At 35.6% G+C, this 24,185-nt stretch carries 17 protein-coding genes and 2 tRNA genes; 11 read left to right on the plus strand and 8 right to left on the minus strand.

Annotation, left to right across the window (positions count from 1 at the left end):
- Positions 1-44: 44 nt before the first annotated feature.
- From IPI31_08975 to IPI31_08985, 3 genes are all read right to left on the minus strand, one after another.
- Positions 45-116, minus strand: a tRNA-Arg gene (locus IPI31_08975).
- A 119-nt stretch (positions 117-235) separates the two neighbouring features.
- Positions 236-307, minus strand: a tRNA-Arg gene (locus tag IPI31_08980).
- A 393-nt stretch (positions 308-700) separates the two neighbouring features.
- A complete protein-coding gene (locus tag IPI31_08985) occupies positions 701-2,149 on the minus strand; it encodes a hypothetical protein (protein ID MBK7567946.1) in 1,449 nt (482 codons plus the stop codon).
- A gap of 144 nt (positions 2,150-2,293) precedes the next feature.
- Between IPI31_08985 and IPI31_08990 the strand changes: the two genes are divergently transcribed.
- The 4 genes from IPI31_08990 (at position 2,294) to IPI31_09005 (ending at position 6,261) form a co-directional block, all read left to right on the plus strand.
- The gene (locus IPI31_08990; GenBank protein ID MBK7567947.1) at positions 2,294-2,806 is read left to right on the plus strand and encodes a hypothetical protein; all 513 of its coding nucleotides are present in this window, start codon (positions 2,294-2,296) and stop codon (positions 2,804-2,806) included.
- Positions 2,807-2,849: 43 nt separating this feature from the next.
- Positions 2,850-5,255, plus strand: coding sequence for a TonB-dependent receptor (locus IPI31_08995; GenBank protein ID MBK7567948.1), 2,406 nt, complete (start codon positions 2,850-2,852; stop codon positions 5,253-5,255).
- An 80-nt stretch (positions 5,256-5,335) separates the two neighbouring features.
- The gene (locus tag IPI31_09000; protein MBK7567949.1) at positions 5,336-5,647 is read left to right on the plus strand and encodes a hypothetical protein; all 312 of its coding nucleotides are present in this window, start codon (positions 5,336-5,338) and stop codon (positions 5,645-5,647) included.
- Positions 5,648-5,730: 83 nt separating this feature from the next.
- Positions 5,731-6,261 (plus strand): hypothetical protein, encoded by a 531-nt coding sequence (locus IPI31_09005; protein ID MBK7567950.1) that lies wholly within the window; start codon positions 5,731-5,733, stop codon positions 6,259-6,261.
- A 339-nt stretch (positions 6,262-6,600) separates the two neighbouring features.
- Here IPI31_09005 and IPI31_09010 read toward each other — a convergent pair whose 3' ends face one another.
- The 3 genes from IPI31_09010 to IPI31_09020 all read right to left on the minus strand — a co-directional run bounded on the left by IPI31_09010 (position 6,601) and on the right by IPI31_09020 (position 9,002).
- A complete protein-coding gene (locus IPI31_09010) occupies positions 6,601-7,314 on the minus strand; it encodes a Crp/Fnr family transcriptional regulator (protein MBK7567951.1) in 714 nt (237 codons plus the stop codon).
- 19 nt (positions 7,315-7,333) lie between these two features.
- Entirely contained in the window at positions 7,334-8,272 is a 939-nt protein-coding gene (locus IPI31_09015) for a universal stress protein (GenBank protein MBK7567952.1), read from the minus strand.
- Between the two features lie 178 nt (positions 8,273-8,450).
- On the minus strand, positions 8,451-9,002 hold the full coding sequence (locus tag IPI31_09020; protein MBK7567953.1) for a DUF4468 domain-containing protein: 552 nt from the start codon (positions 9,000-9,002) through the stop codon (positions 8,451-8,453).
- A 601-nt stretch (positions 9,003-9,603) separates the two neighbouring features.
- On the opposite strand from IPI31_09020, the gene gyrB reads away from it, so the two are divergent.
- Positions 9,604-11,559, plus strand: coding sequence for a DNA topoisomerase (ATP-hydrolyzing) subunit B (gene gyrB, locus IPI31_09025; GenBank protein MBK7567954.1), 1,956 nt, complete (start codon positions 9,604-9,606; stop codon positions 11,557-11,559).
- 809 nt (positions 11,560-12,368) lie between these two features.
- On the opposite strand, the gene IPI31_09030 is transcribed toward gyrB, so the two are convergent.
- A complete protein-coding gene (locus IPI31_09030; GenBank protein MBK7567955.1) occupies positions 12,369-12,962 on the minus strand; it encodes a hypothetical protein in 594 nt (197 codons plus the stop codon).
- A 320-nt stretch (positions 12,963-13,282) separates the two neighbouring features.
- Here IPI31_09030 and IPI31_09035 point away from each other — a divergent pair, with 320 nt between their 5' ends.
- From IPI31_09035 to IPI31_09060, 6 genes are all read left to right on the plus strand, one after another.
- Positions 13,283-15,322, plus strand: coding sequence for a T9SS type A sorting domain-containing protein (locus IPI31_09035; protein MBK7567956.1), 2,040 nt, complete (start codon positions 13,283-13,285; stop codon positions 15,320-15,322).
- A gap of 403 nt (positions 15,323-15,725) precedes the next feature.
- Positions 15,726-16,901 carry a homogentisate 1,2-dioxygenase gene (locus IPI31_09040; GenBank protein MBK7567957.1) on the plus strand — a complete coding sequence of 392 codons (1,176 nt, stop codon included), beginning with the start codon at positions 15,726-15,728 and terminating at the stop codon, positions 16,899-16,901.
- A 41-nt stretch (positions 16,902-16,942) separates the two neighbouring features.
- Positions 16,943-18,091 (plus strand): 4-hydroxyphenylpyruvate dioxygenase, encoded by a 1,149-nt coding sequence (gene hppD, locus IPI31_09045; GenBank protein ID MBK7567958.1) that lies wholly within the window; start codon positions 16,943-16,945, stop codon positions 18,089-18,091.
- A gap of 27 nt (positions 18,092-18,118) precedes the next feature.
- Entirely contained in the window at positions 18,119-19,510 is a 1,392-nt protein-coding gene (locus IPI31_09050; protein MBK7567959.1) for an MBL fold metallo-hydrolase, read from the plus strand.
- Between the two features lie 52 nt (positions 19,511-19,562).
- The gene (locus IPI31_09055) at positions 19,563-20,483 is read left to right on the plus strand and encodes an alpha/beta fold hydrolase (protein MBK7567960.1); all 921 of its coding nucleotides are present in this window, start codon (positions 19,563-19,565) and stop codon (positions 20,481-20,483) included.
- Positions 20,484-20,875: 392 nt separating this feature from the next.
- A complete protein-coding gene (locus tag IPI31_09060) occupies positions 20,876-21,724 on the plus strand; it encodes a sterol desaturase family protein (protein MBK7567961.1) in 849 nt (282 codons plus the stop codon).
- A 181-nt stretch (positions 21,725-21,905) separates the two neighbouring features.
- Here IPI31_09060 and IPI31_09065 read toward each other — a convergent pair whose 3' ends face one another.
- Positions 21,906-24,086, minus strand: a complete 2,181-nt coding sequence (locus tag IPI31_09065; protein ID MBK7567962.1) for an OmpA family protein — start codon at positions 24,084-24,086, stop codon at positions 21,906-21,908.
- Positions 24,087-24,185: the final 99 nt, after the last annotated feature.

Below are 24,185 nucleotides of genomic sequence, written 5' to 3' on the forward strand. Positions count from 1 at the left end.
CTAATAAATAATTTTTTATGGAAGCAAGAACCCTGCTCGTACTGTGGCCCCGGTAGGAATCGAACCTACATATCAAGTTCCGGAAACTCGCATTCTATCCATTGAACTACGGGGCCAAAATTTACTGCACAAAGTTAACTCATCAATCCCCTTAAAAAAATTGTCCGCCAAAAGGCGGACCTGCTTTGCGACATGAGGGAACCCACTGTTAAGCGGACATGTAACTTTGTAAGTGTAGTCCCGAGCAGAATCGAACTGCTATCTAGAGTTTAGGAAACTCCTATTCTATCCGTTGAACTACGAGACCGTTACTGCAAAAATAGTGCAGAATTCGGGATAGCCTTTCCTATTACTGTTTATTTAAGAAATTTAAATGCTAAACGCGTTGTTAATGGTCTAATCGGGAATAATTCAATTTTATTATTATTTTTTAGCAAAAAAATTAGTATATTGGTTTGATTATCAAAAGATTATGAAAATAATACTTTTGAATCTTAGTTATTTTCAACTCAAAATAATACATCGATTTACAAGTCAGAATCTAAATAACATTTAGATATCAGATCATCATTCCATCGATAATTTCTTCGCGTACCTTCGCGCCCTTTGAGCCTTTGTGGCCTAAAAATCTTCAATAGATACTTAAAACATAATTCCAACTAACACTTATTCAATCTATAATCCTGACTCATAAATATCCTCACTCCACCACCACCTTCACATACCCAAAACTATTATAAGGAATCTCCCCAACGGCCTTAGAACTTACCCTGTCAATTCCTCTAACCTCCAAAGAATTATCCGAACCCTTTGCCATAAATCCTGTACTTCCCGCACTGCTGTAATTGTATTTACCAGTGAGATAATGCGTTTCGAAGGAGATTAATTTTCCATTTTTGATATTAAATTCCGGAGTATATTTTTTGCCTCCGGCATTGTCGTAATAATAATAATAAATTCCGGGCTGGGTAATATTTATATTTGAAGTTAAAACAGGTGCATTAAATGGCAATTCATTTGCAAGTTGAAAAGAGTACCAATGACAACGGCTTATTTTTTCTAGATTGTCCGGATTATCATCATATCTTCCTGCAACACGTCTTGAAGCCCAAAACCAATTTGCAATTAAATTTTGCATTAGTAAAATATCAAAATCATTTCTGTATTTACAAAAGGTAACATACATATGTGCTGCATTTGCAATAGTATTCGACCAATATTCCGCTTCCTTATCACCAAATTCTGTGCAGTGATAAATTTTTCCCGGTAAATTTATTTTGAGATAGTTTACAAGAGCCCCGAATTCATCGTTAGCCCTGTAAGATCTTATATATTCATCAAATGCTTTTTCCAATTCAGGATAATGTTCTCCTGATTTATATACTATACTTTTAGGATGTAAAGTATTTGCTGACTTAATTTCTTTCATCATATAATAATGCACATCAACACCCGATATAAAATTACCGGTGGAATTAATATATTCGATTGCACTTGTATTCCATCCCAAATGATTTTTTTTATCAAAATCCTGGCCCAAACAAATGAGCCGTGGAATGTCAGGAAATTCCTTTTCACAGGCTCTTAAAATAGGTTCAAAATCATTTTTATATTTCTCCCAATTAAACCGATAACTGAAAAAGCATTCATTCCCAGCTACAATAGAAATGATATTCACTCCAGAATCCAATAAAGTGCGAATAGCAGAAATATTGGATTCAACAGATCCCATTAAAACATTTAAACAAAAATCAACCTGTAATCCCTTAACCTGTCTCGAAACTTTTATAAGGGATAATAAAGCACTTTGCGCCTCCAATGCGTCTTTTTCAGCCTGTTTCAACTCCTTCTCCAATTTATCATATTGAACATTTCCTTCATTATCACGAAATTCCTGATACAATTTTTCAATGGAGTCTTTGTTCATCCCAAGCCCTGGTTTATTTAATGCAGGGAAGGCCACCCGCGAATCGCCACCTCCCGGCCAACGAATAGCAATAGGATGCTCTTTAGAAGCTTCCAATAAAAAGGGTATGTCGGATGCAGATGCCACAGAAGTGAAACCTTCTCCGTTTCCACCAATTATCTGTGATTCACCACGAGAGCAGAGCAGTAATATAGTGAGCGATAGTAAAATAAATGTTTTCATAACTTTCCATTAAGTTTGTGCGGAAATCCGGGGAAACCAAAGATACCTAAATAATTTCAAACCAATAATTTGGCGTCAATTTTCCTTTTATAATTTTGTGACAATACAGAGTTTAATTAAGGTTAACTTTGAGTGCCATTAGAAATGAAAAAAAAATCTCAACATATAATAGCAATTTCCGTGCTAGTGTGTTTTTTAATTTATACTAGTGGTACTATTATTCTGTTTGAATATCGATTGGACAATATTCAATCGGCAAATAATGTGAGAAAAAAAGTTTCGGAAAACGAACATGTTCTCATTCACTTAGAAATTCCACTCCATGAAGTGCATTGGGAACACGAATATGAATTTTTCTGGAATGGATTCATGTATGATATTTCTGAAAAAGAGATCATCAACGATACGCTTTTTTGTCTTGCATACCAAGATGCGGAGGAAACGGAATTAAAAAAAGAACTTTCCAATCAAATGAATAGTGAGCAGACTCAAAACAAAGAACGCAACCCCAATAATTTTAATTTTCCTGTATTTATTACCTCCTTGAAATTGAAATTGTTTCACCCGATCAATTACATTGTATTTGAACAATATATCACCTCGAATTCCGGAAGAAATTTTTCCAGCGCCGTTTTTATTCCTCCTGATCTTTCCTGAAATATTTTCAGTAACCTTTATTATATAATTTAAATTATTAATTATGCGAAAACTTATAGCATGTGCATTAAGTCTTTACGGCTTTATGTTGCATGCACAGGAAATTTATATAAAAGATCAGACCACGTTAAAAGCATTGGAACAAGTAACCATCATCAATGTTGCAAGTCAGGCTGCTTTAACCTCTGATCAAAATGGAATGGTGGATATCACCACCTTCCGAAACGCTGATTCCTTAATATTCAAAATGTTGGGATATGAGGATCTATTTTTATCTTATGAGGAAGCAATTCAATTAAAAACAATATTACTTACTTCTTCACCCTTTTCTTTGGAAGGCATAATAATAAGTGCAAATCGCTGGGAACAAAATAAAACGGAAGTCCCAAATCATATCACTTCAATTGAGGCAAAGGATATCGCTTTTTATAATCCTCAGACCAGTGCTGATATGCTTGCACAAAGCGGACAAGTTTTTGTTCAGAAAAGCCAGTTTGGTGGTGGTAGTCCGATGATTAGAGGATTTGCAACAAACCGTTTATTAATGGTAGTGGATGGTGTGCGCATGAATACCGCAATTTTCAGAAGTGGAAATATTCAGAATGTGATCTCCATAGATCCAAATGCATTGGAAGGAGCGGAGATCATTTTTGGACCGGGTTCACTCATTTATGGAAGTGATGCATTGGGTGGAGTAATGGATTTCCATACACTTACTCCAGAATTATCCAATACAGAAAAAACTATTGTGGAAGGTTCTGTATTCGGAAGATTTGCATCTGCCAATATCGAAAAAACCGGACATGCTGATATTAATATCGGCACAAAAAAATGGGCTTTTTTAACTAGTGTAAGCTTCAGCGATTTTGATGATCTTATGATGGGTTCTAACGGACCTGATGAATATTTGCGACCCGAATCTGTTGAAGTAATAAATGGTGTGGATAGTATTATCCCAAATGAAGATCCACAAAAACAATTACATACGGATATGTCTTATTATAATATCATGCAAAAAATAAGATTTAAACCGAATGCAAACTGGGACCTCAATTATGGATTTCATTATTCAAAAACTTCTGAGTACGACCGATACGACAGATTAATTGAATATCGCGATGGTGCTCCGCGTTCTGCAGTTTGGAATTACGGTCCTCAGATATGGAATATGCACGTAATTTCTTTGCAACATAATGCTAAATCAAAATTGTATGATATTGCAAGAATAACTTTGGCGTATCAGTTTTTTGAAGAAAGCAGAATTGATCGTTCTTATCAAAAAACAACGCAACGCACAAAATTGGAACAGGTGGATGCAATTTCTGCAAATCTGGATCTTCAAAAATCAATTAATAAAACAACATTGTTTTATGGTCTCGAAGGAATTCATAATGGGGTAACTTCTTTAGGGACCGATCTTGATATTGAAACGGGAATTGAAGAGAATGCATCATCCCGATATCCTGATGGAGCTACCTGGCAAAGTTTTGCAGCGTATTTAAGTTCCAAAACAAAGTTGAAGGAAAATTTTACATTGCAAGCGGGTTTACGATATAATCGCGTAATATTAAATGCAGATTTTGATACTACATTTTTTCCATTTCCATTTACCTCTGTTAATATCAATAGTGGAGCTTTAACAGGTAGTGCAGGATTTGCATGGTTGCCGGCGAAAGATCTTCAGATAAATTTTAATTTGTCAACAGGATTCCGCGCTCCGAATGTAGATGATATCGGAAAGGTTTTTGATTCAGAACCGGGAAATGTAACCGTTCCGAATCCTGATCTTTTACCTGAGTACGCTTATAATATTGACCTCGGTTTTATAAAAGGTTTTGGAGACATTGTTGAAATTCAAATTACCGGATTTTATACTTTGTTAAGCAATGCAATTGTGCGCAGAAGTTTTAATTTAAATGGTGAGGATAGCATCATATATGCAGGTGAATTAAGTGGAGTGCAGGCATTGCAAAATATTGATAAAGCATTTGTTTATGGTATAGAATCAGGACTGCGAATTCACCCTTTAAAAAATGTGACGCTCGCTTCTTATCTCACATTTACACATGGAGAAGAACAAGCAGAGGAAACGGGAGATGAATATGTTCCGCTGCGCCACGCTCCTCCGCTATATGGTTCCACACATATCAGTTATCAGATGAAAAAATTCAGAGCTGACCTGTATGCTGATTATAATGCGGAGGTGCCATTTGAAGAACTTGCACCAAGCGAGGCTGATAAACCGCATTTATATGCCGTGGATGATAATGGTAACCCCTATTGCCCGGGTTGGTATACCTTAAATCTCAAATTAGGATATCAGATCATTTCGAACCTCAATATACAGGCAGGTATCGATAACATAACAGATGTGCGTTACAGGCCATATTCCTCAGGTGTTGTGGCACCTGGAAGGAGTATTATTGTTGCCTTGAGAGCTACTTTTTAAAGTTAATAACGGGTGCATTTTTTGCACCCGTTTATTTTTTTATACCTTCGTGCTATTCTTAACTTTTTAATTAAACTCTAATGAGCCTATTTTCTAAACTATTTGGCGGTAATAAGGGTGAAACCGGAAGAGGAGCCGGTCGAGCCCAGGAATTTATTACCACCCTAACCAATGATCTAAATTTGTCGGCTGATCAGGTAACAAAAGTAGAAGCTGCTATCCGTGAATTCATGGGTGAAAAAAAACAAAACAAACAAAGTGGTGGTGGGAAAGATGCCATGCGTGAAAGTAAACAGGATTTTAAACAGGATATTCTCAATGTTTTAGATGCTACCCAGCAACAAAAATTTATGGCGAATATCCAGAATTACAAACATCTCCTCAAAAGTTAAGATTATTATTATTCTGGTAAATTTATAATCAGGATAATTATTTTTTCTTATTTATTAATTCATGCTAATCAAACACACACACAATGACAGCAACAATTATTTCCACAGTTTTACTGTTTGGGTCAGATGAAGCGACCCGCCACCTTCCCGAAGGATTGTACAAAGCATTAATGGGTTTTCACTCAGGCTGGAGGTACATCATTTTAATTTTAATGGTTCTTGGTATTTGGTTTGGATTTCAAACATCCAAAGGAAAAAGACCATTCGCCGGAGCAACGAAAAAAATGGGTATGTTCACCATGATTTCCATCGACTTGCAATTAGTGGCAGGTTTATTATTGTATTTTAATTGGATATCCACACAAACCAATTTTAAAATATCCAATATTGCAAGTCAGATGGGTGTTGCAATCTTTAGAAATATTGCTCTCGATCATGCCATAGGTATGCTCATTGCAATTATTTTTATTCATATCGGATATGCTAAAGCCAAAAAAGCATTAAATGATGCCGATGCCGGAAGAAAACAATTCATCTGGTTTTTGATCGCATTTATTTTAATTCTTGTTTCCATTCCATGGCCGTTTTTGTACGAGACCAGAGGTTGGGTGTAAAGGGAGGAGTGAGGAGAGAGGAGAAAGGAGTTTAAATTTCTTGCGAAATTTTTGTTTCTGTACTTTAGTGAGAATGAAATGAAGATTCGAAGGGAGAAGAATCGAAGATTCGAAGGGGAAGGTTCTAAGGAATAAAAAAGGAAGGAAGAGGTGGTAAGGTTGAAAAAAGGGGCATCTATTTTTAATTGAAAATTTTATATCTAACCGCTAATTTTTGGTTAGGAATAAAATTTTCAATTTAAATCAAACTAAATCGCGAGACTTTTATCCAGCTTGATGGTTTCAAATCGAAGGAAGATCTTTCAATGGTACAAACTGCCCACTGCCCACTGCCCACTTTCAGTCATATAACTCACACACCTTCGTCAATCTCCCCGCATCCAGAATTTTAATTGCATGGTTATTAGTTTCAATCAAACCATCTTCTTTGAAATCTTTTAATACACGTATCGCAGTTTCTTTAACCGTTCCAACATAAGAAGCGAGGTCTTCGCGGGTGATGCTTACGATGCCTTCGGGATTATTTTCATCCTTGTATGATTCACTGAGTAATAACAGTGCTTCAGCAACTCTTCCTCTAACGGGTTTGTAGGCGATGTCCGCCATTTTTTCTACGGTCTGATCAAGAGTTTGAGTGAGTAATTGCACCATTCCTTCTGAAAATCTATTGTTCTCGCGGAATATTTTTAAAACGGAATCTTTAGGTATAAAACAAATTACGGCATCTTCAATTACTTCGGCACTAACACCATAGGTAGTAGAAGATAACATCGCTCCGTAACCAATAAAATCTCCCGGAGTAACTATTTTTAATATTTGTTCTTTGCCATCTGCAGCCTGTTTGTATAATTTAACTTTACCATCATTCAAACAATATAATCCATAGGCATTTGCATGTTCATGAAAGATCGTCTGACCTTTTTTGTACCTGGCACATGTTTTTGTCTGATTAATAAATTCCGTTTCTTCTAAATGGCAAAAATGAAAGAGTGATTTATTTTTGCTCTTGCAGTGTTCGCAATCGGGTGTCGCTATTTTAGTTTGCATTGTCATTGTAAAAAGTTTGCCTGGTTCATTTATCAATATTATATGCTAATAATGGGATCTGACTATAAAGCGCAATATTTCTTGTTATGCTCATATGGAAAATTGTTGCAAATAATCCATGGTGATGCGTAACCATACTTATCATATCAATATTATTTCTGGAAGCGAATTTTTTTATCCCTTCCGTAATATTTTTTTCAGCAAGAAAATGCAATTGCAACATATCGTTATCTAAATATCTTCTGAAACGATTATGCAATTTATCAATCATCGATTTATTGTAATTTGTTGAATCGGTTAAAAAGTGCACCGCATGCACTGTAGCTTTATTTTTTTCTGCAAAATTCAATAACCAGGTAATGGTATCATTATCTTTTTCTGTACCTTCAAATGGGATCATAATATTTTTAAATATATTATTTTCACTTTGTTCAGGAATTGCAATAACAGGAATTTCTGATTGTTTAATAATATTCCATGTAACTGTTCCGAATAATTTGTCATCAACACTATTCGCACCTTTTGTTCCTGTTATAATAAGGTCAACATTATTTGCACGTGCAAAAACCAATATCATTTCAGATGCAAAACCCATTACGGTTTTAAATTCGATGGGAACCATATTTTGTTGTACTATTTCCTCCGATTCCATGAAGGTTTTCATTTCCAGATCTGCTCTTTCTTTCTGCGTGTTCATCAATTCCTTTATCATTGCAGGAGGCATGTGCTCATCGGCAAATGGCATATGAAAAACATGTAATACGATCAAAGTAGCGCCCTGAATTTGAGCAATCGAAATTGCTGATTTTAGCGCTCCCAAAGAATTTATCGAATAGTCCGTTGGCAACAATATTTTTTTGATGTCCGTTGGCAAACTCTTTTCTTTTTTTAAACTCTTCGATGATTTGATATCGTTGGAGCCTTTTAACATCGAATTCTCTATATCTGACTCGTAAGTAGCCATTGATTTATATTTTATAGCTCAAAGTTCATTCTTGGTCAGTAAGGATGGCATGATGTACCTCAAAGTAAAAAATGACTTTTGTCACCATTTGACGATTGAGCAATTTCAAAATAAAAAAACCTGCAGTAGGAAGTGCAGGTTTTTGTCAGGATAGAAATGATCCTTATAAATTAGTTATTTACCAGTCCTCTTCCTTTTTTGGAGCTACCGGTCTCACTTCCGATTCCATTGATGCGATCAGATCCATCATGAATTTATCTATCTGTGTCAAATATCCCGGTATGTTCTCATCTTTTTTATATGCATCTTCAGTAAGCCATTTTTCTATTCCAAAGTAAGAATTACCCTCTAAATTCACTTTTGTGATGGTGTATTTAAATCGTCCATCCCGAAACTGAAGTGTAAGGTAGTAATTGATCAAACCTGCTTTCACTTCCTGATTTTTATCCTTGCGGGTAACATAAAACTGGTGCCGAATATCTATCATTCCCTCCTCTTTACTTTGACTTTTTATCACCTGGCTTGGCGATTTATAGTAGATCTTCATCCAGGCAAGTGCTACATCATAAAGCGAATCCTTCAAAACACCGGGAACCTGTATAACATCTGTATAGGTTACTAATTTTGTTTCTTCATCTATTGGAAAATAGGGTATTTCAATATCAGAAGCTTTTTGTGCGAATAAACCCACACTCAGGAACAAAACGAAAATTAAACTGATTTTTTTCATACGTGATTTTAATAATTAGGTTGAATTTTTTTACGAAGATAAGAGGCAAAAATGATACCGTTTACTTTTTTTTACAGCTGTTTTGTTAACAGTTTGTGAAGAAATCTGCTGCTGCCTTTTTATAATTACTTCATTTCTTTACCTTTGTAGCTATAAATGTAAATCTATGAGTTCTCAATTTTTTGTTGCTTTGGTGGTAGTATGTTATGTTCTCGCAGTAGGGGGACTATTCGTAATTGAATACATTAAAAGCAAAAGAGGCAACGGATCAGGGCATTGAATGAGAAATGAGTAATGAGTAATGAGTTGCGCCTACTTGGCCGTAATATTATTCTCCTTGCCTCTTAGTACGATTTTCTGAAATAAATCCTCCATTTCACCCGTGAATTAAAGTTCAATTCCACCACAAAGCCCCAATTATCAATTGTCAATTATCAATTCTCAATTTTTGTTGAAATTTCGTGCATAAATAATCGCCTGAAATACTTAAAAACACTACATTTTTCAGTATTTAAGTCGTATATTTGCATATTCAAATTTAAAATACAACTTCGCAAGCAAAACAGTAAAATTTACGCCTGAAAAAGAGGTAGAACGATTTATGGAAAAAGAAGAAATTTTAGCACAAGATCACTCCAATTACACAGCCGAGAACATACAAGTATTAGAAGGTCTGGAAGCCGTTAGAAAGCGTCCTGCCATGTATATTGGTGATACCGGATTTAAGGGTCTACATCATTTGGTATATGAGGTAGTGGATAACTCTATTGATGAGGCCCTCGCGGGTTACTGTCGCATAATCGATGTTACCATCTTACCCGGTAATATTATTCGTGTAAAAGACGACGGAAGAGGAATACCTACCGAGATACATAAAAAGGAAAAAAGATCTGCTTTAGAGGTTGTAATGACCGTATTGCACGCCGGTGGAAAATTCGATAAAGACACATATAAGGTTTCCGGAGGATTACACGGTGTGGGTGTGAGTTGCGTTAATGCACTTTCCAAACATCTTACCGTAGAAGTTCACCGCAATGGTAAAATGTTCATGCAGGAATATGAAATTGGAAAACCACTTTATCCTGTAAAAGAAACAGGTGATTCCGATGTTCATGGAACCTATGTTACTTTCCAACCGGATGATACTATTTTTACCGTAACGGAATTTAAATACGATACATTATTATCGAGAATACGCGAATTGGCTTATCTAAATAAAGGAATCAGTCTCACTTTAACCGATGAGCGTGAAGCAGATGAAGAAGGCAAATTCAGAACGGATACTTTTTTGAGTCAGGGTGGATTAGTGGAATTTGTTAAATTTCTGGATGAAAGTCGCACTTCCATCATTCCTTTTCCAATTTATGCAGAAGGAGGAAAAGATAATGTGATGGTGGAAATCGCTTTGCAATACAACGATTCTTATAGTGAGAATATCCATTCTTACGTGAATAATATCAATACCATTGAAGGAGGAACCCACGTTGCAGGTTTCCGTCGCGCTCTTACAAGAACCTTTAAAGCTTATGGCGATAAAGAAAATATGTTTGAAAAAGCGAAAGTGGAAATTTCCGGCGATGATTTCCGGGAAGGACTTACTGCTTTGATCTCCATAAAAGTTCCGGAACCACAATTTGAAGGCCAAACCAAAACCAAATTAGGTAATAATGAGGTAATGGGTATTGTAGATATTATTTCCGGCGAAATGCTGAATAATTATCTGGAGGAAAATCCAAAACAGGCAAAACTTATTATTGGTAAAGTAATTCTCGCCGCGCAGGCAAGAATTGCAGCAAGAAAAGCCCGTGAACTTGTTCAGCGCAAAAGTGCGTTTGGCGGTGGTGGATTACCTGGAAAACTTGCCGATTGTCAGGAAAAAGATGCTTCCAAATGCGAATTATACCTTGTAGAGGGAGACAGCGCCGGTGGAACTGCAAAACAGGGCAGGAACAGAGGATTTCAAGCCATCTTACCATTGAGAGGAAAAATTCTCAACGTGGAAAAAGCATTGGATTACAAAATTTTTGACAACGAGGAGATAAAAAATATTTTTACGGCTTTGGGTGTTATGCCGGCTGAAGATAAAACTTTAGATACAGCAAAACTTCGTTATCACAAGATCATTATCATGACGGATGCCGATGTGGATGGAAGTCATATTACGACTCTTATACTCACTTTCTTTTTTAGAAAATGTTTTGAATTGGTGAAGGAAGGATATATCTATATTGCAACACCTCCTTTATACCTTGTTAAAAAAGGAAAGGAACAACGTTATTGCTGGAATGATGAAGAAAGAAAGGCCACCACTGCAGAATTTGCAAAAGGTGGAAACGAAAGTTCAGTTCACGTTCAACGATATAAGGGTTTGGGAGAGATGAACGCAGAACAACTTTGGGAAACAACAATGAATCCCGAAACAAGAACATTGCGTCAGGTAACTATCGACTCCGCAGTAGAAGCTGATCATGTATTTTCTATGTTAATGGGAGATGAAGTTCCACCGCGCAGAGAATTTATTGAAGCTCATGCTAAATATGCGAATTTGGATGTGTAATTAATATTAAAAAAATAATCAAGCCACGAGTTTGCGAATTTTAAAATTCGTGAATTCGTGGCTTTTTTTCATCCGTGTTGTAGGTTAAATATGTAGCCACGAATGCACAGTAGTAGTATAGGTTAATTAGAGAGTTTTTAATTAATAGAAGGTTGTAACAAATAAACAGTCGAATTAAATGAGGTCGGTTTCTACATGATTATTTTACAGCACCATGCTGTGGTGGTTGAAAAACGCAACCGCTTTGTATAACAATTAAATCCATGAAAAAATAATAACCCCCGGCTTTAGCCGGTGGGAATGCACGGCCCCCGAAATGGGCTTTAGCCCAAATGAGTATTTTGAATTAAACAGTAATGTTTGATGGAGGTGTGCTTTAGTTCCAGTTGTTCATTTAGATTAAATTTTATCATTGATGCTCCTTTTGGGCTAAAGCCCTGCTTCTCGTACCATTTGCATCCCTCCGGCTAAAGCCGGGGGTTATTGGTGTTTTTGATTTGAAATAATTTATTTTGTTTTAATTCAACAACTTATTATCAATATAAAATTCTTGTAACTCCATTAAGACTTTATTAAGATTGATTTTTGCATGATGTTTTCACCTTCGCCATACTGTGGTTGGTGAAAAAACTACGACGTATTAGAATGTTTATCGGAAACTAACGCTGGAACTTTTGTAAACCCAAAGAAATAATAAATAACAATCAAAAAATAAAAAATGTTAATCGGAACTCAACCCTGTAAACTTTTGCTAACCCAGAACCGAAACATGTAGTGATCGACGAAGGAGATCTACTACATGTCAGAACTTATAACCCTATATTAAACCCCATCCGTATCGACCAGGGATTAATATAAATTGATTCCGCAGAATGCAGCACATCATATAATGCCATGATCTGAAAACGTGCATTATTACTTATCTGATAATTATATCCTGCACCGACAAAAAGAGCAGGAACAGCACCGGTATATTCTCCGAGAGTTACATCTTCAAAAGTGAATTTGTACCATGAATATTCATATTCGGCATGTGCGAAAATTCCGAATATCAGATCGTATTGAGAAAATATGCGGGCACCCATTACAGTTGCCTTATAATCGTAGAAATTGTAAACATTATAATTTTCACTTAAATATTGATAGGTGAATCCTACTCCTGAAGTAAGGTCTTCTGTAATTCTATACCCCACCAATGGCGAAATTTCTATAAAAGTGGCATTGCCAAATTGTGCACTTACGTTTCCACCCACAATAATTTTATCCTTCCATTTTTTTTCAGAAAAATCTTCTGCTTCTGCATCCTTCTCTTCCTGCTCAATAGTTTGCGTCTGAGCAAAACTTTGTGCTGTTACAAAATAGCATAGAAATGACAAAAGCAATATTCGAATCTTAATTTGCATAGCTGTTTAACGGATTTTCCCTGTGTAAAATTAGATATTTTATGTAAAGCAAATGTCATAAAACCACAATTATCGTTCCTTATTTTAATGCTTTACTAATCAGATGAGGTGATTCACACGAAAAATCATGAACTTTGCTAAAAACACGTAATAAACCAATGGGAACACCTCTATCTTTAAGCTATAATCAAAACCTCATGACATTTTTCAGGAAGATGAAGATCCATTGGCGGGTGGTCCTCTTTTTTATACTGCTCATTTTATTGCCTTTTATCCTTTTTTCGGCTCCAACCAACAAGTTTTCAGCAAGAAATTTCGTTTTGCTTTTACCGGCAGATGATACTATACCTGAATTTGTGGTTGTTTCCACTCCGGATACATTAAAAGAAAATTTCACCGCAATTTATTCATCACTTACTTTTGCCCTTGATAGTATACCGGCGGATACCGTTTCATTAACTGCTATTCCCGATGCTCAATTAAATCTCGGGCTTGGTGCGGGAGTTCCTGTCACACTTAAATTCGCTCCTTATCCAATGGCACTTTTGCCACAAGAAATAAAGGTAAAACCTGTAGATGACGACATTTTTGAAGATTGGCATTATGGAAATATCACCTTTTTGATCGATGCAGTAGGATCAGGATTTGACGAATTGGTAATAAACGACTTGCAATATTTAATTGAAGATAATGATCTTATGCCCGGTATAAATTATATTGTGGATGCAGATACCTTTTTAACCGAAGGACTAACCGGTGTTGAATTATTATTTTCTATGAATTCCATTCCAACCGACACCGTTATCATTACAATAGATCCCGATGATCAAATGCGTATTACCGGAATTCCCGGTGAAGCAGTGAATTTAATTTTTCCACCAAATGCATCCAGTCTGAGTTTGGATGGAGTAAATATACGTGCTGCAGATGATGCAATTTATGAAGGATTGCATAGTGGTACTGTTCATTATACAATTACTTCCGACGATATTGTTTATTCAGGATTTATTATCCCAGATCTTACTTATGTTATTTATGATAATGATAGTGTTCCGGGGATAAATGCAGTAATTAATTTAGATACTTTTTTAACGGAAGGACTTACCGGAGTTGATCTGCTTTTTGCATTAAAATCTATTCCTTCCGATACCGTAAAAATAACTGTTGATCCTGATGTTCAAATGCGTATCACCGGAATTCCAGGCGAAGCTGTGGAATTAATATTTGCTCCAAATGCATCGAGCTTAAATTTTGAAGGAGTTAGCATTCGCGCATATGATGATACGGAATTTGAAGGTACACATTCCGGATTAATTCAATTTACCATTAATACTTTGGATACAAATTATAATGATCTATTAATTGATGATATAATTTATACAATAATTGATAATGACAGCGCATCGGAAATTCATCTTTCTATTCCTGCAACTTTAGAAGTTACGGAAGGTGATGGAGAAATTCCCGTTGAAATTCATTTAGCTTCCGTTCCAACGGATACTGTTTTTATAAATGTGATCCCTAATCTGCAACTGCGACTGGCAGGGGCTCCGGGAGAATTATACCAATTGGTATTTCCACCAAATGGAACTGCATTGAATCCACATATTGCTATTGTGAAAGCATATGATGATTTGATCTTTGAGGGAACACATTCGGGGGAAGTTAGTTTTGAAATAATTACTACTGATGTTGATTATGCTGCATTCTCCTTAGATCCATTTGAGGTAGTAATATTTGATAACGATCTTGAGCCGGGTATTGTGATAGAAGATACCACTTCACTGGCAGGAACTGAAGGCGATAGTATTTTATTTTTTAATGTTGTTTTATCAAGTATACCATTGTCAACGGTTACTATTAATCTTCAACCTGATGATCAATTGGATCTTGGTAAGGGGCATGGAACATTAGTTTCTCACAAATTCAGAGGCGACAGTGCATTAATTGCAAGATTAGTTGATGTATTTATTTTCGATGATCCATTTTATGAGGGTTTGCATATTGGAACCATAGAATGTAGTATTATTACAGGAGATACTATTTATTCTGCATTCACCATTCCTGATATTATTGTTGATATTACAGATAATGATGGAGTTGATATTGTAGAATTCGATCCTACCCAATTTAATATCTATCCTACTGTTTCTTCCGGTATTGTTCAATTTGAAATACCGGATTTAACAGATAAAATTACTTTATGGGTTTATAATAATGCCGGAAATTTAGCTGCAACACGATCTGTCCATGCAAATTCAGGTTCCGTTGATCTTAGTGATCTTCCATCCGGATTGTATACCATCACCACCGAAATTAACAGTAAAAAATATTACTGCAGAATTAGTATTTTGCGTTGATAAACTATTTGAGTATTACGCAATGGTTGTGTTTCGGCACATGGTTGTGGTTTTTAACCAATTGCAGTTGGGCGAGTAGTTATTAATCCGGAATTAATCTTATTTACCGGCATATCGAAAACTCCCGAATATAAATTGAATTTTTTTTAGCTGGAATGATAAAATAATATTCCATTGAATATTATATTACCACAAGCCGCGGAGTTGCTCCAAGAAATTCTTGTTGGAACTATACTTTAATTATTGCTTAGCATTCATAGGTTCATTTTGATGTTGAAACATCACCTTTAAGTTTGCCTCGAAATTGCCAAGGCAATTTCGAGGTAAATATCACCTCACACATTGACCTTCGTCACCTTTCCCACATGCACAAAAATTGAAATTTGCATATAAACCAACTGCTATGCCTCTATACCAACAACTGGGAAAGATCCCATCCAAACGCCATATCGTTTTCCGTAATCCTGAAGGTAGACTGTATAATGAAGAACTTGTTGGCACCCAGGGATTCAGCAGTTTATCATCTCTTGTTTACCATATTTATCCCCCAACAAGAGTAATTAAAACCGAAAAACCATTTAGTGTGCAACCCAAAATTGCCATTGAAAATAACATGCAGATGTTGGGTTTTAATGGTTTTGAAATTCCTTCGGAAGATGATTATATACAAAGTCGAAAAGTATTATTTGTAAATAATGATCTCCATATTGGTCTGGCATCACCCGCACAGACTTCCGATTATTTTTTTAAAAATGCTGATGCGGATGAACTGATATTTGTTCATCAAGGAGAAGGAATATTATCAACCATGTATGGCGAAGTTGTTTTTGAAGCACACGATTATTTAATTATTCCCAGAGGAACCGTATATAAATTGGAATTTGAAACTACCGATAACAGATTATTATTTATCGAATCTTTTAGTCCAATAGTTACACCAAAAAGATATAGAAATGAGTTCGGACAGTTATTGGAACATTCACCTTTTTGTGAACGCGATATTAAACGTCCTGAAAATTTAATTACTATTGATCAGGAAGGAGAATTTGAGATCATGATAAAAAAGAAAGGTCAGATATTTCCTTATACCTATGCAAATCATCCATTTGATGTAATTGGATGGGATGGATATCATTATCCTTACGCATTTAATATTCATAATTTCGAACCTCTCACCGGTCGCATTCATATGCCTCCGCCAATACACCAGAATTTTGAAGGAAATAATTTTGTGGTGTGTTCTTTTGTTCCGCGTATGTATGATTATCATCCGCAGGCAATTCCTGCACCTTATCACCACAGCAATATCGATTCCGATGAATTATTATATTATGTGGAAGGAAATTTCATGAGTAGAAATAATATTAAACCCGGACAATTTACTTTACATCCTGCAGGAATTCCGCATGGTCCGCATCCGGGTGCAATTGAAAGAAGTATTGGAAAAAAAGAAACACAGGAATTAGCAGTAATGATAGATCCTTTTAAGCCGGTTATGATAACGCAGGCAGCAGTTGAATTGGAGGTGGATGACTATTATTTGTCCTGGGCGGATAAGCAATTGACAATTGACAATTGAGAATGGTGCCTTGAATTATATTTTAAACTTAAATTTTTAATATGGAACATTTATTATTAGAGAAAAAAGATATTGAAAAAAAACAAATTGAAGCTGTATCTCAAGATTTTCTTCCTTTGATGGGTACTGATTTTATAGAATTATATGTAGGTAATGCAAAACAGTCGGCGCATTTTTATAAAACGGCATTTGGATTTCAATCGCTTGCCTATTCAGGCTTGGAAACCGGGAATAAGGAATGTGCAAGTTATGTTTTACGACAAGGTAAAATTACACTGGTGTTAACTACCCCTTATAATTCCAATTCATTAATTGCAGATCATGTAAAAAAACATGGGGATGGAGTTAAAGCAATTGCATTTATGGTGGATGATGCACAATATTCTTTTGATCAAACCATTCAGCGAGGTGCGGAACCATTTATATTTCCTTTCTCAAAAAATGATGAAAATGGAACGGTGCAAATTTCCGGAATAAAAACCTATGGTGAAGTTGTGCACTTATTTGTTGATAGAAAAAATTATAAAGGAGTTTTTTTACCTGGTTTTGTGAAATGGGAAAGCGAGTATGATCCAACTCCGATAGGACTGGAATACGTGGATCATTGTGTTGGGAATGTTGGTTTGGGAAGAATGAATTACTGGGCAGGTTTTTATGAAAAAGTATTGGGATTCACGAATTTGATAACCTTTGATGACAAAGATATATCAACGGAATATACAGCGCTTATGAGCAAGGTAATGGTAAATGGAAATATGCGCATTAAATTTCCGATCAATGAACCAGCACAAGGAAAAAAGAAATCGCAGGTTGAGGAATATCTCGATTTTTATGAGGGAGAAGGTTGTCAGCATATTGCAGTTGCAACTAATGATATTGTTTTTACAGTAAGTGAATTGCGCAAACGCGGCGTGGAATTTTTATTTGTACCGGGAACCTATTATGATACTGTTAAAAATAGAGTAGGAGAGATAAAAGAAGACCTTGCGGTATTAAAAAGTCTGGGAATAATGGTGGACAGAGATGAAGAAGGATATTTATTGCAGATATTCACAAAACCTGTAGAAGATAGACCTACCATGTTTTTCGAAATTATTGAACGCTGTGGCGCAAAATCATTTGGCAAAGGAAATTTCCAGGCTTTGTTTGAAAGTATAGAAGAAGAGCAAAGAAAGAGAGGAACACTATAATTATTAAATAAAATAAATCCAAATATTATGTATATCCAACAAATTTATACCAACTGTCTTGCACAGGCAGCGTATTATATTGAGAGTGAGGGTGAGGCGTTGATCATAGATCCGCTTCGTGATCCGGAACCATATATTGAACTTGCAGAATCGCGAAATGCAAAAATCAGATTTGTGTTGGAAACGCATTTTCATGCTGATTTTGTTTCAGGACATTTGGAGCTTGCACGTAAAACCGGTGCTGTAATAGTGTATGGACCTGGTGCTCAGCCTGATTATCCTGCAGCAATTTTAAAAGATTATGATGTTATTGATCTTGGAAAAATTAAGGTAATGTTATTGCATACTCCAGGGCATACCGTGGAATCAAGTTGTTTCCTTTTATTTGATGAAAAAAATCAGGTGAACAGTGTATTTACCGGTGATACTTTATTTATTGGTGATGTTGGTCGTCCTGATCTGTTAAGTGGAAATCTGGATGCTGAAGTACTTGCAGGAATGTTATTAGAATCGCTGAATAAAAAAATAAAAGTATTGCCTGATAATACCATTGTATATCCGGGACATGGAGCCGGAAGTGCATGCGGAAAAAATCTTTCCACGGAAACATCTTCCACTATGGCAATTCAAAAAGAAACTAATTATGCATTGAAAATTGAGGATAAAGAAACATTTATTAAAAAGGTAATTCAGGATCAGCCTGCTGTTCCGGCTTATTTTTTTAAGGATGCGAAAATTAATGTTGTTGGTTATGATACTTTCGAAAAAGTGTTGGAACGTTCATTAAAACCATACAGTTGTGAAGAGTTAATGATAGAATCTGCAGATGGTGCCATTTTGTTAGATACAAGAAATAGCGAAGATTTTGCTAAAGCTTTTATTCCCGCATCAATTAATATTGGATTAAATGGTGAGTTTGCGTTATGGGCTGGAACTCTCCTTGAATTTAATAAACCGTTGATATTGATCACAGAAACCGGCAAGGAAGAAGAAACAATAACACGTCTTGCCCGTATTGGATACGAGAATGTGTTGGGATATTTAAAAGGTGGAATTGACCAGTGGAAAGCTGAAAAAAACAAAACTGAAAATATTAAAAATATTACGGTTGATGAAATGGCAGAATTGATGGATACCGGTAAATATGCATTATTGGATGTGCGTCGACCATCTGAAGTTGTAAAAAACAAAGTATTGGAAGCCCACCATATTCCTTTAAACGAATTACAAGGTCAAATTGATGTATCTATTGATCCGAAGAATAAATATATTATTTATTGCGCCGGAGGTTACAGAAGTATGATGGCTTGTTCTATCCTTAAAAGAGAAGGAATTAAAAATGTGATCAATGTGAAGGGAGGAATAAATGCCATTCTAAAAGAAAAGCCTGATCTTGTTCAACAAAGTGAATTGGTTTAAGTTAAAGGATATCTTAATTTTACCTCCTTGTCCAAAAACAAGGAGGTTTTTTATGAAATTGCGTTATCCAGTTTTACTTGTAGTATTTATACTTTCGAATATTTATGCTTTCAGTCAAAAGGTTTCTTTTGAAGGTCTTAAAGACATAAATGGCACTCAGCTCTATTTTAAAGTAATAGGTGAGGGAGAACCACTTCTGATCGTTCATGGTGGCCCGGGACTCAACCACAACTATTTCTTTCCGCATTTAGAATCCCTTGCAAAAAAATATCAATTAATATTTTACGATCAGCGTTCTGCAGGACAATCAGCTTTAAATGTTAAAGCATATATGACGCTGAAAACATTTTCAGAGGATATAGAAGCGATAAGGATTGCGTTTGGAATTGAAAAAATAAATATTCTTTGTCATTCCTGGGGTGCATTACCTGTAACTCAATACGCAATAGATCATCCCGATAAATTAAAATCCATTATTTATTGCAGTCCCATTCCATTGAGCAGTAAATTGGCAATGCAATCCAATCAGGTTGGAATAGAAAAAACCACAAGTGCCGATAGTTTAAAACGCGCTCAATTAATTGCTTCACCCGGATTCCAAAAGGGGGATATGGCAATAGTAAATGCATTGATGATGTTATCGTTCAAACAAGTTTTTTGTGATACAACAAAAATGCAAAAATTTGATCCACATTTACCGGATAATTATTTGGTGGCATCACTTTCCCTTGCCGGTCTAATGCCCGATATGAAAGGCTATAATTATTATCCAAAATTATCCGCTTTAAAAGATGTGCCGGTATTAATAATTCATGGCAGTTGCGATATTGTAGTTCCTGAAGCTGATCAAAAAATTAAAGATGCACTTCCCAATTCTACCTTCATCATATTCGAAAAATCCGGGCACTTCCCATTTATTGAAGAAAATAAACGTTTCAATAAAACTGTGAAGAAATTCCTTAAGGGGAAATAGGAAGAAGGAAGTAGGAAGTAGGAAATAGGAAGTAGGAAATAGGATGTAGGAAATAGGACTGACATAGGACATTGGAAATTGAAAATAGGACTGGATTAATTTTGTTTGGAAAATTAATATAAGTTTTAAAATTTGTAACTTAGATTATTATCAGTGGCGAAGATAAATTAAACAACTTTCGTGGGTCAAACTCATTACTCATTACTCATTACTCATTTAATGATTAATAAAGTTTTGAATTACACTAATTTCAAACCCGGAGCAAAGGTTACCAATGATACAAACTGCCCACTGCTACTGCCCACTGCTACTGCCCACTGCTACTGCCCACTGCCCACTGCCCACTCTTCTATTCTCATGAATTTATTAATTTTACAAATTAATCCTCCGCAATGGAATCCGTCATCAACTACTTCGCCACCATCCCCGATCTTCATCGGACCATAATTTTATGGGGAGGATTGTTGTTTTTTTATGGATTGGAATATTTAATTCCTTTATTACATTTAGAATATAAAAAAATTAAACATGCGGGGGTCAATATATTTTTTACCATCACTACTATAATTGTAAATTTTGCACTAGCATTCTTAATCGTGAAAACGTCTGATTGGGTAACCTTACATAAATTTGGTATATTATATATGCTTAACCTGCCATTAATATTTACAATTATTACAGGTTTGTTATTGATGGATCTTATCTCCGCTTATTTCATTCATTTTATTCAGCATAAAATTAAATGGATGTGGAAATTTCATCTCATTCATCATGCAGATCAACAAATTGATACAACCACAGCAAACCGGCATCACCCCGGGGAAAGTGTTTTCCGATTTGGCTTTACGTTGTTGGCAGTATTTATAATCGGAGCACCGATATGGATGGTATTTATGTATCAATCGATTTCTGTTATATTGTCGCAATTTAATCACGCAAATATTTCGCTCCCAAAATGGTTTGATAAAACAATGAGTTTTATAATTGTGTCACCAAATATGCACAAGGTACATCATCATTATGTTCAGCCTTATACGGATTCTAATTATGGAAATATATTTTCTATTTGGGATCGAATTTTTGGAACATTTAAAATACTGGATCCCGATAAACTAATATATGGAATTGATACGCATATGCAGCCGGAGGAAAATTCGAGAATTGGCAACCTTCTAAAAATGCCTTTTCAAAAATATCGATCGCCGAAAGGGAGTAAGTTTTCGGATAACGAAGCGACTTGAGGCTCTCACTTTTTCAGAACTAACAGCTCCGAATCCACAGAGTTCCCTTCGGGTAACACTGTGGGGACACTCATGGGATGGAACACTCAGAACCGAAACATGTAGTGATCGACGCAGGAGATCTACTACATGTCAGAACCCAGAACTCAGAACCCAGAACGCAGAACCCAGAACCCAGAACTCAGAACTCTACTTTTTTATCATCCGGATCCCTAACCCCATCAGGAGCCTTATCAATTTCTATCGTATCCGCATCCTCCGATTGAATATTAATTGTTGCACTTGTAACATTAAATGTTGTGCGACGATTTAACTGATGCAGAAATTCAAAATCCTCCTTGTTACTTTTAAAAGTATTGATAAAGGCATCATTTAAAACAGTGCCCTTTGGTGCTGTTTTGGCGCTTGGCAAAACTTCTTCTGAAGTTAATGTGCTTGGAGTACTTTCACCAAAACCTTTTGACGATAATCGGGATTTATCAATTCCTTTTTCTATCAGGTATTCTACAACACTGTTCGCTCTTCCTCTACTTAATTTCTCATTGTATTTATCATTACCACGGGTATCGGTGTGTGAATTTATTTGAATATTAATACCGGGATTCTCGCTCAACAGTTTTACTAATTTATCCAGTTCGGGAAAAGATTCTGCTCTGAGTGATGAATCATTATAATCGTAATAAATATTTTTTAGTTTTATTTCTCCGCCCTTTTCTGCTGTTGCAACCGGAATTTTATCCAATACTACTTCAGCATATAATTGAACAGTATCTCCCGCTTTTCCACGTAAATTTTTTGTGGAGATAAAAGTGGTATTATTAAAAAAACCATCTTTCATTCCCGTAATTTTATATTCCTTCATGGAGTCCACCTGCACTGAAAATTTACCATCCTCAGCAATGTTAAATTTTCCCAATAAGGTAAGCAAATCGGGATATGCAAGTGTGGCAATCGATTTATTTAATACGATGGTATCCAAAACTCTGCTGTTCACATCCATGGAATCTTCATACACTTTTTGTTTAACCATTCCATTTAAAACATATACCGCAGGGCGCAACTTTTTCTTTGTTTTTACAAATTGATAAATATCGTCATCACCTTCTCCACCTGTTCTGTTCGAGGAGAAATAACCCGCCATTAATGTATCGCTGTTCTTAAACTTATTTTTATTCAACATGATCAATCCAAAATCATCAGCACCGCTATTAATGGGATATTCTAGATTTTTAATATTGCTGAATTTTCCATTTTTCCATGATGCAGAAAAAAGATCCAATCCGCCAATTCCCGGCTGTTTATCACTCGAAAAATAAAAGTTTCCCTCTGTATCAAAATAAGGAAAAACTTCGTTGCCATCTGTATTAACTACTTGTCCTGCATTAACTGCCGCATCCCAACCTGCGTCGTTGCGTTTACTTGTATAAATATCACTTCCACCAAAACCATCTAAATTAGTAGCAGCAAAAAATAAAGTTTCACCATCCGGCGATAAACAAGGTGTGCCGATATTCATTGTATCCTCAAAAAATGGAAGTGCTATAGGTTCGCTCCATCCGCCATTAGGTAATGCTGTGCTTAAATAAATTCCGCAATAATCATCTATTTTTTTATCCCCACTTCCGCACCTTGTAAAATAAACTTCCGTAAAATCTTTATTAAAGGCAGGAGTTCCATCATTGTATTCCGAATTAAACGGTCCTTCAAATTTTTCGGGGGCAGTAAATGTATTTATATCCTTAATTTGTGAAATAAATAGGTCATAAAATTTATCATTCGTCCATGTATCCGTTTTTTCACCACTCGATGCAGTTCTTGATGATGTTATCAGCACTTGATCCTGTTTATATAATACAGGATTAAAATCCGCATCAGCTGAATTTAATGCTGTGAGATTGGTTACATAAGTATCACGTTCATACTCGTCATTTTGATTCGACATCCATGTTAAAGCTTGTTTACTGGCATTTAACTCAATTGTTATCTCCGGACGGCGATAGGGTTCTTCATTTAAATATTTTTCAAATTCTTTAATTGCATCAATGTATTTTTCCTGCGCTTTCAACATATATGCATATCGCAAAATTGCATCACTTCCATAATTCAGATCGGAAGCTTTATAATACCATTCTGCTGCACTTTTATAATTATTATTATATTCATAACTTTCCCCTATCTGAAAAGCTATTCTTCCTTTTTCATCCGGTAATTCGGCTTTAGCAAAATCTTTTTGTAATAATTCTGTTGCAAGTGCATATTTTTTAAGATTATATGCCGTTTGTCCGTCCTGTATATTTTCGGCAGTTTCGCAGGAAGCCAAAATAAAACAAACAATTCCCAAGATCAGTAATCTATCCTTCATAAACATCAAGTAAAGTTATAAAACGAATTTTGAGTTTGCTTGGTATCTGTGTTTAAGTTTTGTAAAACTTTGATTTTTGCTAAATTTCAGCTCTATTTA

Source organism: Bacteroidota bacterium (assembly GCA_016706865.1).
Lineage (GTDB): Bacteria > Bacteroidota > Bacteroidia > Chitinophagales > BACL12 > UBA7236.

Excerpts from the sequence above, each read along its gene's own strand:
- gyrB (MBK7567954.1), top strand. The coding sequence starts at position 9,604 with ATGGAAAAAGAAGAAATTTTAGCACAAGATCACTCCAATTACACAGCC.
- IPI31_09020 (MBK7567953.1), bottom strand. The coding sequence starts at position 9,002 with ATGAAAAAAATCAGTTTAATTTTCGTTTTGTTCCTGAGTGTGGGTTTA.
- IPI31_09030 (MBK7567955.1), bottom strand. The coding sequence starts at position 12,962 with ATGCAAATTAAGATTCGAATATTGCTTTTGTCATTTCTATGCTATTTT.
- IPI31_08995 (MBK7567948.1), top strand. The coding sequence starts at position 2,850 with ATGCGAAAACTTATAGCATGTGCATTAAGTCTTTACGGCTTTATGTTG.
- IPI31_09005 (MBK7567950.1), top strand. The coding sequence starts at position 5,731 with ATGACAGCAACAATTATTTCCACAGTTTTACTGTTTGGGTCAGATGAA.
- IPI31_09015 (MBK7567952.1), bottom strand. The coding sequence starts at position 8,272 with ATGGCTACTTACGAGTCAGATATAGAGAATTCGATGTTAAAAGGCTCC.
- IPI31_09065 (MBK7567962.1), bottom strand. The coding sequence starts at position 24,086 with ATGAAGGATAGATTACTGATCTTGGGAATTGTTTGTTTTATTTTGGCT.
- IPI31_09040 (MBK7567957.1), top strand. The coding sequence starts at position 15,726 with ATGCCTCTATACCAACAACTGGGAAAGATCCCATCCAAACGCCATATC.
- IPI31_09010 (MBK7567951.1), bottom strand. The coding sequence starts at position 7,314 with ATGACAATGCAAACTAAAATAGCGACACCCGATTGCGAACACTGCAAG.
- IPI31_08990 (MBK7567947.1), top strand. The coding sequence starts at position 2,294 with ATGAAAAAAAAATCTCAACATATAATAGCAATTTCCGTGCTAGTGTGT.
- IPI31_09000 (MBK7567949.1), top strand. The coding sequence starts at position 5,336 with ATGAGCCTATTTTCTAAACTATTTGGCGGTAATAAGGGTGAAACCGGA.
- hppD (MBK7567958.1), top strand. The coding sequence starts at position 16,943 with ATGGAACATTTATTATTAGAGAAAAAAGATATTGAAAAAAAACAAATT.
- IPI31_08985 (MBK7567946.1), bottom strand. The coding sequence starts at position 2,149 with ATGAAAACATTTATTTTACTATCGCTCACTATATTACTGCTCTGCTCT.
- IPI31_09060 (MBK7567961.1), top strand. The coding sequence starts at position 20,876 with ATGGAATCCGTCATCAACTACTTCGCCACCATCCCCGATCTTCATCGG.
- IPI31_09055 (MBK7567960.1), top strand. The coding sequence starts at position 19,563 with ATGAAATTGCGTTATCCAGTTTTACTTGTAGTATTTATACTTTCGAAT.
- IPI31_09050 (MBK7567959.1), top strand. The coding sequence starts at position 18,119 with ATGTATATCCAACAAATTTATACCAACTGTCTTGCACAGGCAGCGTAT.